This is a genomic window from Phaeovulum vinaykumarii, from assembly GCF_900156695.1.
GTDB classification, from domain to species: domain Bacteria; phylum Pseudomonadota; class Alphaproteobacteria; order Rhodobacterales; family Rhodobacteraceae; genus Bieblia_A; species Bieblia_A vinaykumarii.
In genome coordinates, this window is sequence record NZ_FTOM01000003.1 from 139,006 (window position 1) to 151,726 (window position 12,721).

The following is a 12,721-nucleotide window of genomic DNA, read 5'->3' on the forward strand; positions in this document are numbered from 1 at the left end:
CTCCAGATGACCACATCGTCCGGTATACCCGCGGCGCCGGGCGGAAACCGACCGGTTTGCGTCATCCCAAGGGCAAATGCGACATGACCGAACGGCCGCGGTGGAAAAGATGCAGATGCGCCGGATCGGCCGACAGGCGCAGCGTCTGGCCGCCCAGATCCTGACGCGTGCCCGCCAGCTTGGCGGTGATGCCGCCCAGATGGATCAGGCTGACCTCGCCCAGGGCCTCGACCACATCGACCCGCCCCGCGACCAGACCGGGTCCGCCCGAGGGAAACAGATGCTCGGGGCGCACACCCAGATTGACCTCGGCCCCGGCCAGATCGGGCGGCGTGGGGCGGGCCAGGCTGATCTCGGCCGTGGCCAGGCGCAACCGCGTGACCGCCCCGGCCGCGATCACGGTCGCGGGGATCAGGTTCATGGCCGGGCTGCCGATGAAGCGGGCGACGAATTCGGTCTCGGGGCGCTCATAGAGATCCAGCGGCCGGCCGACCTGCGCGATGCGCCCGCCGGCCAGCACCACGATCCGGTCGGCCAGCGTCATCGCCTCGAGCTGGTCGTGGGTGACATGGATCATGGTGCGGTCGGAGAGCCGCGCCTTGAGCCGCGCGATCTCGAGCCGCATCGCCCCGCGCAGCCCCGCATCCAGGTTCGAGAGCGGTTCGTCGAAGAGAAACACCGCCGGTTCGCGCACGATCGCCCGGCCGATGGCCACGCGCTGGCGCTGACCGCCCGACAGCGCGCGCGGGAAACGGTCGAGACAGTCCTCAAGATCCAGAAGGCGGGCCGCGCGCGTCACCGCCGTCTCGATCCGGTCGCGCCCGACGCCCGCGACCCGCAGCGCAAAGGCCATGTTTTCCCGAACGTTCATATGAGGATAGAGGGCATAGTTCTGAAACACCATGGCGATGCCGCGCCGCGCGTGGGGGATGTCGTTCATCACCTGTCCGCCGATCATGAGCCGCCCCGAGGTGATCGGCTCGAGCCCCGCGATCAGGCGCAGGAGCGTGGTTTTCCCGCAGCCCGACGGCCCCACGATCACCAGCAGCTCGCCCGAGGCGACGGCCAGGTCGATCCCGTCCAGAACCCGCGTTCCTCCAAATGATTTTGCTATGTTTTCCAATATTATGGATGTCATGATTGAACTATCGCCTTAATGTGGGGCCGCGCCTGCCAGGCGGTCATCCCCCCTTCACCGCCCCCGTCAGCAGCCCGCGCACGAGCGATCTCTGAAGCCCGAAGAACACCGCCAGCGGCAGCGCCATGGCCACGAAGGCCGCGGCCGCCAGAAGCCCCCATTCCCCGCCGCGCGCGCCCATCATCTCGCGCAGGGCGCCCGTCAGCACCTGCTGATCGGGGCCCGCGCCCAGAAACACCAAAGCGACCAGAAGATCGTTCCAGACCCACAGGAACTGGAACGTGGCAAAGGCCGCCAGCGCCGGAAAGCTGAGCGGCAGCACGATCCGAAAGAAGATCCGCAGCTCGGAGGCGCCGTCAAGACGCGCGCAATCCACGATCTCGCGCGGCAGGGCCAGCATGGCGTTGCGCAACAGATGGACCGCAAGCGGCAGCCCGAAGCCCGTATGCGCCAGCCACACCCCCAGGAAGCCCTTGCCAAGGCCGATCGCATTGTGCAGCCGCAAGAGCGGGATCAAGGTCAGATGCAGCGGCACCACCAGAAGCGCCACCACCCCCGCCACGATCAGCGCGCGGCCGGCAAATCGCATGAAGGCCAGCGCGTAAGCCGCGAAGCCGGCAACCAGAATGGGAAGCACCGTGGCCGGAACCGTCACCATCAGCGAATTCAGGAAGGCCCGGCCCATGCCCTCGGCGCCGATCACGCGGGCGAAATTCTCGAAGGTGAAGCGCGGCGGCACGCGCAGGCGCAGGAACACCCGCAGGCCCGGCGCGGCCTCGGGCTGCGGGCTGCGCAGGACATAGCGCCCGTTTGCCGCGACCCGCAGATCGCCCGCCCGCGTGGCGATCTCGGCCCCCGGCGCCAGCGCCGCGGGATCGCGCGCCGAAAGACCCCAGGCCAGAAGCGTCTCGTCCGGGCCGAGAAGCTGCCCCTCGTGCAGCCAGGCATCCCCGTCGGCGCGCGCCGGTGTCGTGGGCGCAAGCCGGCGAAAGACCGTGACCGTCGCCGGGAAAGGGGCACTCCACCAGCCCGCCCCCGTGATCTGGCCCGGATCGCGCAGCGCCGTCACCAGAAGGCCCGCCGTCGGCAGCAGCCACAGCGCAACCAGCGCCGCCACCGCCAGATGGCGCAGCAGGGCAAGGGCGCTCATGCCCGCTCCTCGCGCAGGGCGGCGCGGATGTTCCAGATCATCAGCGGCGTGACCAGCGCCATCAGCACCAGCGCCACCGCCGCGCCGCGCCCCGCATCGGGGCTGCCGCGGAACATCCAGTCATAGATCAGATTGGCCAGAACCTGCGTGCCCCATTGGCCGTTGGTCATCACGAAGACGATGTCGAAGAGCTTGAGGACCATGATCGTGATCGCGGTCCAGACCACGGCCAGCGTGCCGCGGATCTGGGGCACCTGGATGCGGGTGAAGATCGTCCACGGACCCGCCCCGTCCAGACGCGCGGCCTCCAGCGTCTCTTCGGGCACGGCGCGCAGGGCCGCCGACAGGATCACCATGGCAAAGCCCGTCTGCATCCAGATCACCACCACCATCAGCGCCAGATCGTTGACGAACGCCCGTGTCAGCCAGGCCTGCGGCGCGCCCCCCGCCGCCGTCACCAGCGCGTTCAGAAGACCGATCTCGGGCGCGGGTTCGGGGGTGAAGGCATAGATGAATTTCCAGATCACCGCCGCCCCCACGAACGAGATCGCCATCGGCATGAACAGGACGGCGCGGGCCAGCACCCCCCAGCGCAGCCCGTCGGTCAGAACCGCCGCGATCAACCCCAGCGCCGTCGAGACCGCGGGCACCACCAGAAGCCAGGCCAGGCTGTTGCCAAGCGCCTCGTACAGCCGCGCGTCGCTTGCCAGCCAGCGCAGGTTCTCAAGGCCCACGAACCGGGCCCCGGTCGCGTCATGCAGCGCCAGCCAGCCCGTGCGCAGCACCGGCCACACCAGATAGAGCCCCATGAACACAAGCGCCGGCCCCAGAAACAGCCAGGGCCGGATCAGACCGGCGCGCGCGCTGTTGCGCCCCGCCCGCCTGCCGGTTGCGGGCCAGATCAGGTCCAGCATGCGGTTCGCCCCCCAAACCCATGCCACACAGGTGAAAAGAACGCTCAGCATCGTGGCGGCGGCCAGCGTCAGGGCCTCAGGCATCGCGGCACCTAATCCAGGCTGTCCCAGGTCTTCTGGATCTGTGCTGCGACCTGCGCGGCGGGCGCGCCGGCGACATAATCGAGCATGCCGGTCCAGAAGGCCCCGGCCCCGATCGCCCCCGGCATCAGGTCCGATCCGTCGAAGCGAAAGAGGCTGGCGCCCAGAAGGATCGCGCCCATCTTGCGCAGGGTCGGATCGCCGTAAAGGTCGGGGTTCACGCCGCGGTGGGGCGTCAGGAAACCGCTCTGAGCCATCCAGATCTCATGCGCGAGGGGGCTGCGCAGGAACGAAAGGAACACCGCCGCGGCGGGGGCGTCGCTCATCCGGGCCCAGAAGGCGCCCGATCCCAAAACCGGCTGGCCCAGAACCGGCTGGCCCAGATCGCGGTCGGCGTAGGCGGGAAAGTAGAAGAAATCGACATCGCGCCCGATCTGGGTTCCGGGCGGAAAGAAGGTGGGGATGAAACTGGCCTGGCGGTGCATCCAGCAACGTGGCGGCAGGGTGAAAAGCCCCGCGGGACTGTCGCGGAAATCGGTCGCGGCGACGGCGGCCGGGCCGCCGGCCACATAGCCGGGGGTGCGCACGAAGGCGCCGAAGGCCTCGATCGCGGCGATCACGCGCGGATCATCGAAGGGGATCGCGTGCGAAACCCAGGCGTCATAGACTTGGGGCGGATAGAGGCGCAGCATGAATTCCTCGACCCAATCGGTGGCGGGCCAGCCGGTCGCGCCGCCCGATCCCAGCCCGATGCACCAGGGCGTCTCGCCCAAACGCACGAGGTGGTCGGAAAGCGCCAGAAGATCCTCCTGGCTGCGGGGGAGGCTCAGCCCAGCCTCGGCGAAATTCTCGGGGACATACCAGACCAGCGACTTCAGCTCGGCCTTGTAGGGAAAGGCATAAAGGCGCGGCACGCCGTCCGGCCCTGCGTGGCGCGCCAGCCCCGCCCAGCTGTCCCCGGCGGCGTAATGGGCAGACAGCCAGTCAGCGGTGTCGGCGGGCATGGGCCGCAGATGGCCCTTGGCGGCCAGATCGGCCACCAGCCCCGGCTGGGGAAAGACGGCAATGTCGGGGGGCGATCCGGCCTCGGCGTCGATGAGGATCTGCTGCTCGAAACTGTCCGACCCGCCATGCAGGACGCGCGCGCCGGTTGCGGTCTCGAAATAGGCGATGACGCTTTCGACCAGCGCCTTGTCGGGGCCGGTCCAGGGCGACAGGATGGTGATCGTCTGCCCCGAGAGGTCATGATCGGCAAGCGCGGCAAGGTCGTCCCAGTGAAAGCGCGGGTCGGCACCGGGGGGAAAGACGAGATCCCCCGCCGCTCCGCCTCCCGCTGCCGCGTCCATAGCGCCACCGGAAACGCCACCCGCCAGCAGCAGCGCCCCCACCAGGCCCCGCGTCACAGACCGGATCCGCGCGGGGCAGATCATGTCGCGTTTGACCATCGTCGTCCCCCTTCCTGTCGGCCGATGGGACCGGGGCCAGACCCGGTGCGGGCCGGCGGCGCCGGGCCACACTCGCGGGCCTCAAGCTCGGGCCGACAACAGCCGACAGGCCCAGCCTTTCCCATGTGCAGACCCTTGTCAACGCGCGACTTTCATCCCTTGCGTGCATTTTGCCCCCGCAGATCGCGGGAATGATTGACCGCCTGTTGCCCCGTGCCTAGGCTGTCTTGCAATCCTTCCTGCGCATGGGGGTTCGATGCTGCCGCAAGGTTTTCCCAGCCTGCCCGCGCGCGCCGATTTCCCGGCGGGCTTTGTCTTCGGCCTGAGCGCGGCGGCCTATCAGATCGAGGGCACGGCGGGTGCCGGCCCCTGCCATTGGGACAGTTTCGCCGCCACGCCCGGCAGCGTGCGGGGCGGGGTCAATGGGCGGCAGGCCTGCGGGCATCGGGTGCTGTTTCCGCAGGATCTGGACCTGGCCGCGGCGGCGGGGGTCGATGCCTGGCGGTTCTCGACCTCCTGGGCGCGGCTCCAGCCCGAGGGGCCCGAGAGCTTCTCGGAGCGCGGGCTGGCCTTCTACGACCGCCTGGTGGACGGGATCTGCGCGCGCGGCATGAAACCGGCGCTGACGCTCTATCACGGCGAATTGCCGGCCTGGGCGGCCGATCGCGGCGGCTGGGCCAACCGCGACACGGCGCTGCGGCTGGCCGATCTGGCGGCGCAGGTCGGGGCGCGGCTGGGCGACCGGCTGTGGAGCGCGGCGCCCGTCAACGCCCCCGCCGAGCTGGCCTGGGCGGGGCATTTCCACGGCCGCCATGCGCCCGGCCTGCGCGACATCCGCGCCGCAAGCCGCGCGCTCCATCACGCGCTTCTGGCGCAGGGGCTGGGGGTGCAGGCCCTGCGCGCGGCCGCAGGCCCGCAGATCGGCGCCGTGCTGGATTTCACGCAGCTTCTGCCCGCAGACGAACGTCCCGCCGCCGCCGAGGCCACCGCGCGTCACGACCTGATGCAGCATCGCGCCGTGCTCGGGCCGCTTTTCGGGCAGGGCTATCCGGCCGCACTTCTCGAGGCGCTGGGCCCGCATCTGCCGCGCCGGGCCGAAGCGGATCTGGACACCATCGCGCAGCCGCTCGACTGGCTGGGGGTCAGCTATCACACCCGCCGCCTGGTCGCGCCGGCAAACGCGCCCTGGCCTGCGCTGAGCACCGGGCCCGGCACGCGCCCCACCTGCGTTCTGGGCCGGGAATCGGCGCCCGAGGGCCTGCTCGAGCGGCTGGTGTGGCTGCGCGACACGCTGACGGGCGATCTGCCGCTGATCGTGACGGAAAACGGCATGGCCGCGCCCGACCGCCAGCGCGACGGCGACGGCATGATCCTGGATGCCGACCGGGTGCTGTTTCTGGCCGAACATCTCGATGCCTGCCGCGAGGCCATCGCCGAAGGGGTGCCGCTTGCGGGCTACATGATCCGGTCGCTTCTGGACGGTTTCGAATGGGAGGCGGGCTTTTCCGCGGGCTTCGGCCTGGTCGAGGTCGATCACGACAGCTTGCAGCGCAGGCCCAAGGCGTCCTATCACGCGGTGACGGCGGCACTGGGCCGCCGGGTCTGAGCTGATGCGCCCCGGCGCCAGGGCCCAGGCCGTCAGACCCGTAACCGGACCCGAGTGATGACCGACAGCCCGACCCTTGATCTGGTGGCCGATGTGGGCGGCACCAATACCCGCGTGGCGCTGGCGCGCGCCGGGGCGGTCGAGACGGGCGACATCCGCCGCTATGCCAACCGCGACTTTCCGGGACTGGCGGCGGTGCTGGCGCAGGCCCTGGCCGAGGCCGGAGCGCCGCGGATCGGCACGCTTTGCGTTGCGGTCGCAGGCCCCGTGCGGGCCGGGCGGGCGCATCTGACCAATCTTGACTGGGCCATCACCCCCGAGGATCTGCGCGCCGCCACCGGCGCCGGGCGGATCGAGATCCTCAACGACCTTCAGGCGCAGGGCCACGCGCTTGACGTGCTGCCGCCCGCGCGCACGCGGCCCCTGATCGCGGCCCCGGCCGAGCCGCACGGCACGCGGCTGGTGATCGGCATCGGCACGGGGTTCAACGCAGCGCTGGTGCTGCCCACGCCCGCGGGGCCTGTGGTGGCGGCCTCGGAGGCCGGGCAGATGGCGCTGGCGTTGCGCGACGCCGATGACCTGCGGCTGGCCCGTCATGTCGCGCTGGCCGGGGGGGCGGTGGTCGAGGATGCGCTCTCGGGCCGCGGCATCCTGAAATTGCATGCCTTTGCCCGCGCCGAAGACGGCCTGCCGCCCGATCCGCGCCCCGCCCCCGAGATCGTCGCCGCGATCAACGCGGGCGAATCACTCAAAACTGGTGCGCTTTTTGCGCGTTTTCTGGGACGGGCCGCGGGGGATCTGGCGCTGGTGCATCTGCCCTTCGGCGGGATCTGGCTGTGCGGGGGGCTGGCACGGGCCATGGCGCCGTCGCTTTTGCGTGACGGATTTGATCGCGCCTTTGCAGACAAGGGCCGTTTCAGCGCCCTGATGGCGGATTTCCCCGTTTCCGTGATCGAAGACGATTATGCCGCGCTGTGGGGTTGTGCCCGCCTGGCGGCGCGCCCGGTCCCGATCGGGGCCTGAGGGACGCCCCCTTCCCGATGCCCCAAAGACGCTCCTCGCGGGCCGATCTGGAATTTTGACAAGTCTCGCGGAACGCGCCGGCGTCAAACCTATCTTAACTTGCACCGCCTATCCCTTTTCCATCCAAGATCGAAAGGGGAACAAGTGCGCCTGTTTCACATCCAAAGCGCGGGGGGCCGGAAATGACCGCCGCCCTTGCATTGCCAAACCGGCTCGATCTGCCTGCGGCCCGGCCGCTTGCCGACGCGCTGCGCGCCAATTCCGGCGAGGACATGCAGGTCGACGCCTCCACCGTCGCGCATATCGGCGGGCTCTGTCTGCAACTTCTCCTGTCGGCCGCGGCCTCTGCGCGCGCGGCTGGCCATCAGTTCATCATCGCTCCTCGGTCCAAAGCCTTCGACGACGCAGTCGCGCTGTTCGGGGTTTCCGCCGAGACGTTCGAATCGGAGGGCAATCCATGAGCATGACGGTCCTTGCTGTCGATGACAGCCGCACCATCCGCGACATGCTGAAGCTTGCACTGAACGACGCCGGCATCACCTTGCACCTGGCCGAGGACGGTGTGCACGGTCTCGAAGTGCTCGAGGACATCGAACCCGATGCCATCATCTCGGACATCAACATGCCGCGTCTCGATGGTTTCGGCTTCATCGAAGCCGTCCGCGGCCAGAGCAAGCATCGCGCCACGCCGATCCTTGTCCTGACCACCGAAAGCGCGCCCGAGCTCAAGGCCCGCGCCCGCGCAGCCGGTGCCACCGGCTGGATCGTCAAGCCCTTCGACCCGGTCAAGCTGGTCAAGGCGCTCAATATGGTCGTCAGCTAAAGGAGCGTCGTCATGGCCCTGGACCCTATGGCGGAAATCCGCGCCTCCTTCTTCGTCGAATGCGAAGAACTTCTGGAAAGCCTTCAGGATGCCCTTGTCAGCATGGACGAGGGGGACCATGACAACGAGACGATCAACGTCGTCTTCAGGGCCGTGCACTCGATCAAGGGTGGCGCCGGGGCTTTCGGGCTCGACGCGCTCGTGGCGTTCGCGCACCGCTACGAGACCGTCATGGATGAAGTGCGTTCGGGTCGTTTGGATGTGACGCCCGACGCGATGCGGCTGTTCTTTGCCGCCGCGGACCTTCTGTCCGACCATGTGGCCGCCGCACGTGACGGTGGCCCCGTCCCCGCCGGCGCCGAGGAGGTGCTTCAGGAACTTGAAGCGCTGATGGGCGGGCCGGCCGCGATTGCCGAGCAGGAGGAAGAAGTCACCGACTTCCAGCCGATGGGCCTGTCGCTCGAGCTCGACATGGACTTCGACTTCGGCTCCCCGCCCGACGCCACCGAGGAACTGCCCACCCAGAAACCGGGCTGGCAGATCCGGCTGACCCCGCAAAGCGGGCTCTATGCCTCGGGCAACGAGATCCTCCAGGTGCTCAAGCAGCTTTCGGCTTTGGGCCCCTGCGAAACCGAGATCGACACCGCCCGGCTGCCCGATCTGGCCGCGATCGACCCCGAACAGGCCTATCTGAGCTGGACCGCGCGCCTCATGGCCCCGGTGGCCGAAGACGAGGTCCGCGACCTCTTCGATTTCATCGAGGATGTCTGCGAGATCGACATCACGCCGCTGGACGGCGGCGCTGACGAGGAGATCGACTCGGCGGAAGAGACCGCGCCCGGTGCAGCGCCCGTGGCGTCTTCTGACATTGCGCTGCCCCCGGCTGATCTGACTTCTGAACCCGCCGATACGTCGGCCACCGCACCGGCTGTCGCGGCGCCCTCCGCGCCCGCGGCCGATGCCGGCACGCCTGCCGAAGCCGTCGCGGATGCCCCTGCACCCGCCCCGGCCGCGGCCGCACCGGCCAAGCCTGCCGCCAAACCCGCCGCATCGGGCGGGGGGGGCGAGCATGCCTCGGCGACGGTGCGGGTCGACCTCGAACGGATCGACCGCCTGGTCAACCTCGTGGGCGAGCTGGTCATCAACCAGGCGATGCTGTCGCAAAGCGTGGCCGAAGCCGGGCTGCCGCCGACCTCGGCGGTCATGAACGGCCTCGAGGCCTTCATGATGCTCACGCGCGACATCCAGGACAGTGTGATGATGATCCGCGCCCAGCCCGTGAAGCCGCTGTTCCAGCGGATGGGCCGGATCGTGCGCGAATCCTCGGCCGCGGTCGGCAAGCAGGTGCGCCTGCGCACCGAGGGCGAGAGCACCGAAGTCGACAAGACCGTCATCGAACGGCTGGCCGACCCGCTGACCCACATGATCCGGAACTCGGTCGACCACGGCCTTGAAACGCCCGAAAAGCGCGTGGCCGCCGGCAAGCCGCCCGAAGGGGTGATCACCCTCTCGGCGCTGCACCGTTCGGGCCGCGTCGTGATCGAGATCGAGGACGACGGCGCCGGCATCAACCGGCCCAAGGTCCGCGATATCGCCATCAAGAAGGGGCTTGTCCCCGCGGATGCCAACCTCACCGACAGCGAAATTGACAACCTGCTCTTCCTGCCCGGCTTCTCGACCGCCGATCAGGTCTCGGCCCTCTCGGGCCGCGGGGTCGGCATGGATGTCGTGCGTCAGGCGATCCAGTCGCTGGGCGGACGCATCTCGATCACCTCCGAACCCGGCAAGGGCACGAAATTCTCGATCTCGCTGCCGCTCACCCTGGCGGTTCTCGATGGCATGGTCGTCAACGTCGCCGGCGAAACCCTCGTGGTGCCGCTGTCCTCGATCGTGGAAACCGCAACGCTGACCCAGAACGACATCCGCTCGCTCGGGCCGGAAACGAACGTGATCCATGTGCGCGGCGCCTTCGTGCCGCTCTATGATCTGGGCGCCGAACTGGGTTATCGGGCGCCGCAGACCACCTACGAAGGCGGCATTGTCCTTCTGACCGCACAGGAAGATGGCGCCCGATCGGCGCTGGTCGTCGATGCCATCATGGAACAGCGTCAGGTCGTCATCAAAGGGCTGCAGCAAAGCTACGGCCATATCCCCGGCGTCGCGGCGGCGACGATCCTGGGCGACGGCCAGATCGCTCTCATTCTCGACCCCGCCGACCTTGTTCAGAACGCGAGCGGACGCACCCGTGTTGCCGACCTCGACCTTGCAGGATGATCCCCATGACCGATGAACCCAATGTGAAAAACACCGGCGAAGTGGAACTTCTGTCGTTCCGACTGGCCGAACAGGAATACAGCGTCGACATCATGTCCGTGCGCGAGATCCGCGGCTGGACCCGTGCCACGCCCCTGCCCCATGCCCCCGCCCATGTGCGCGGCGTGATCAACCTGCGCGGCACGGTGCTGCCGGTCGTCGATCTGTCCACGCGCCTCGGGATGCCGCCGGTCAAGGGCGATGCGCGCAACGTCATCATCGTGGTCCAGGTCGCCGGCCAGGCCGCCGGGCTTCTGGTCGATGCCGTGTCCGATATTCTGGCGCTGCCGCGCTCGGAGCTGCAACCGCCGCCCGATCTCGCGGCCGATGCCGCCCACAGCTACATCGAGGCACTGACCATCGTCGAGGGGCGCATGATCCGCGTTCTCGACCTGCAAGCAGTTCTGCCCGACGGAACCGCGGAAGCCGCCTGAGACCTGACCCCATGAACGCGCGCAACCCCTTCGTGACCGCGGCCACGCCGCCGACGCCCGACGAACTGTCGCAGATCTCGTCCATCCTGCACGAGGCCGCCGGGATCGTCATCGCCCCCGGCAAGACCTCGATGGTGCAATCGCGGCTTGCCAAGCGCCTGCGGGCGCTGGGCCTGCCCGATTACGCCAGCTACATCAAGCTGGTCCGATCGCCCGACGGCTCGGCCGAAATGCGCGAGATGATCTCGGCGCTGACCACCAACGTCACGCATTTCTTCCGCGAGAACCATCACTTCGACCACCTGCGCACGACTGCGCTGCCGCCGCTTCTCGAACGGGCGCGCAAGGGCGACAAGGTGCGGATCTGGTCGGCGGGCTGCTCGATCGGGGCCGAGGCCTATTCCATCGCCATGGTCCTGTCGGACATGGCGCAGGATCTCGACCGGCTCGACGTGCGCATTCTTGCAACCGATATCGACCCGGTCGTCGTACGCAAGGGCTCCGAAGGACTCTACGATGGGACGATCCTCGATTCGCTGCCGACCGAGATGCGCCGGCGCTTCTTCGCCGCCGACCCCGAGGGCGAGCGGATCGACGAGCGTCTGCGGCGGCTGGTCAGCTTCAAGCAGCTCAACCTGCACGGCACCTGGCCGATGAAGGGGCAATTCGACATCGTCTTCTGCCGCAACGTCGTCATCTATTTCGACGCACCGACACAACGCCGGCTGTGGGACCGTTTCGCACAGGCCATCAAGCCCGAGGGCTGGCTCTATGTCGGCCATTCCGAACGCGTCCCGACCGAGGGCAGCTCGCCCTTCGTATCGTCCGGCATCACGACCTATCGCCTGTCGCCAACGGGCCCACGAAAAGGAGAGCAGACATGGCATTGAGGGATCAACTCAGGATCATGGTCGTGGACGACATGTCCACGAGCCGCGGCCTCATCACCCAGGCGCTCGACGCGATGGGGATCCGCCAGGTGGGCTATGCAACCGACGGGCCGGGCGCGCTCACGACGCTCGAGAAAAGCCCGGTTCACATGGTGATCTCGGATTACAACATGCCCGGCATGAACGGCATCCAGCTGCTTCAGGCGCTGCGGCAGAATCCGCGCACCAAGGGCGTTGGCTTCATCCTCATCACCGGGCGCGCAGATGCCGCCCTGATCAACGAGGGCAAGAAGAACGGCATGAACAACTTCCTCAAGAAGCCCTTCACGCCCCAGGAACTCAAGGCGTGCATCGAGGCGGTGGTGGGCCGGCTGTGATCCAGAATCTGCCTCCGCCTCGCGCACCCGAGTGCCGCGATCTGCCACTCGACGCGCTCGCCGCCAGGATCGGAGACGAGCTGGAATCGCTGGCCGCGCTCTCGGCCGAGGTGCAGAGCGCGCTGTCGCTGTGCATCTTTTCCGAGCACACGGACCCTTCGGCCATCCGCGGGCTTCAGGGGATCGACCGCATCACGCAGGCGCTCGAGGATCTCGGGCGTCTGATGAGCGCGGTCTCGACCGAAATGCCACGCGACGTGAACCTTCACGCCGTGCCGATCCTGTCGCGTCTGCGTCTGCATGAGCTGGTGAATAATCTCGATCCGTCCGTCGAGCGCACCGCCGCCGTGGAAGACGAGGACGAAGGCGAGATCCAGTGGTTCTGAGGCCGATGCGCATTGGCGGCGCGCGGCGATCCTGAACGTCGCAACCGCGCGTCAGGCATTTCCGTCGCAGAGCTCGGGCGCAATGAAAGCTTGCCGGGCCGAGGTCGGCGGCGCATTGGCCCCGGCGCCACACGCAAGCGA

13 protein-coding genes are annotated in these 12,721 nt (G+C 68.4%); 9 read left to right on the plus strand and 4 right to left on the minus strand.

Translation table 11 applies throughout. The features are described from left to right. Positions 1-61: 61 nt before the first annotated feature. From BW949_RS08715 to BW949_RS08730, 4 genes are read right to left on the minus strand one after another with little or no spacing between them, the layout of a single operon-like run. On the minus strand, positions 62-1,138 hold the full coding sequence (locus BW949_RS08715) for an ABC transporter ATP-binding protein (protein WP_076365179.1): 1,077 nt from the start codon (positions 1,136-1,138) through the stop codon (positions 62-64). A gap of 43 nt (positions 1,139-1,181) precedes the next feature. Beyond that, positions 1,182-2,288 (minus strand): carbohydrate ABC transporter permease, encoded by a 1,107-nt coding sequence (locus tag BW949_RS08720; RefSeq protein ID WP_076365181.1) that lies wholly within the window; start codon positions 2,286-2,288, stop codon positions 1,182-1,184. Further along, the gene (locus BW949_RS08725) at positions 2,285-3,286 is read right to left on the minus strand and encodes a carbohydrate ABC transporter permease (protein ID WP_076365183.1); all 1,002 of its coding nucleotides are present in this window, start codon (positions 3,284-3,286) and stop codon (positions 2,285-2,287) included. Before BW949_RS08725 ends, BW949_RS08720 begins: the two co-directional genes overlap by 4 nt. Before the next feature lie 8 nt (positions 3,287-3,294). Further along, complete coding sequence (locus BW949_RS08730) at positions 3,295-4,659, minus strand: ABC transporter substrate-binding protein (RefSeq protein WP_407947259.1); 1,365 nt, start codon at positions 4,657-4,659, stop codon at positions 3,295-3,297. 325 nt (positions 4,660-4,984) lie between these two features. On the opposite strand from BW949_RS08730, the gene BW949_RS08735 reads away from it, so the two are divergent. The 9 genes from BW949_RS08735 (at position 4,985) to BW949_RS08775 (ending at position 12,580) form a co-directional block, all read left to right on the plus strand. Continuing rightward, positions 4,985-6,334 carry a family 1 glycosylhydrolase gene (locus BW949_RS08735; protein ID WP_076365185.1) on the plus strand — a complete coding sequence of 450 codons (1,350 nt, stop codon included), beginning with the start codon at positions 4,985-4,987 and terminating at the stop codon, positions 6,332-6,334. Between the two features lie 57 nt (positions 6,335-6,391). Then, positions 6,392-7,357, plus strand: a complete 966-nt coding sequence (locus BW949_RS08740) for a glucokinase (protein WP_076365187.1) — start codon at positions 6,392-6,394, stop codon at positions 7,355-7,357. A 182-nt stretch (positions 7,358-7,539) separates the two neighbouring features. Then, positions 7,540-7,818, plus strand: coding sequence for an STAS domain-containing protein (locus BW949_RS08745; protein ID WP_076365189.1), 279 nt, complete (start codon positions 7,540-7,542; stop codon positions 7,816-7,818). Then, positions 7,815-8,180, plus strand: a complete 366-nt coding sequence (locus tag BW949_RS08750) for a response regulator (protein ID WP_076365191.1) — start codon at positions 7,815-7,817, stop codon at positions 8,178-8,180. Before BW949_RS08745 ends, BW949_RS08750 begins: the two co-directional genes overlap by 4 nt. A 12-nt stretch (positions 8,181-8,192) precedes the next feature. Beyond that, complete coding sequence (locus BW949_RS08755) at positions 8,193-10,454, plus strand: chemotaxis protein CheA (RefSeq protein ID WP_076365193.1); 2,262 nt, start codon at positions 8,193-8,195, stop codon at positions 10,452-10,454. A 5-nt stretch (positions 10,455-10,459) separates the two neighbouring features. Further along, positions 10,460-10,927 carry a chemotaxis protein CheW gene (locus BW949_RS08760; protein WP_076365195.1) on the plus strand — a complete coding sequence of 156 codons (468 nt, stop codon included), beginning with the start codon at positions 10,460-10,462 and terminating at the stop codon, positions 10,925-10,927. Positions 10,928-10,938: 11 nt separating this feature from the next. After that, positions 10,939-11,817: a CheR family methyltransferase gene (locus BW949_RS08765; protein ID WP_076365197.1), complete on the plus strand. Its 879-nt coding sequence runs from the start codon at positions 10,939-10,941 to the stop codon at positions 11,815-11,817. Next, positions 11,808-12,194 (plus strand): response regulator, encoded by a 387-nt coding sequence (locus BW949_RS08770; RefSeq protein WP_076365199.1) that lies wholly within the window; start codon positions 11,808-11,810, stop codon positions 12,192-12,194. Before BW949_RS08765 ends, BW949_RS08770 begins: the two co-directional genes overlap by 10 nt. Next, positions 12,191-12,580, plus strand: coding sequence for a hypothetical protein (locus BW949_RS08775; RefSeq protein WP_076365201.1), 390 nt, complete (start codon positions 12,191-12,193; stop codon positions 12,578-12,580). The genes BW949_RS08770 and BW949_RS08775 overlap by 4 nt, the downstream gene beginning before the upstream one ends. Positions 12,581-12,721 lie beyond the last annotated feature (141 nt).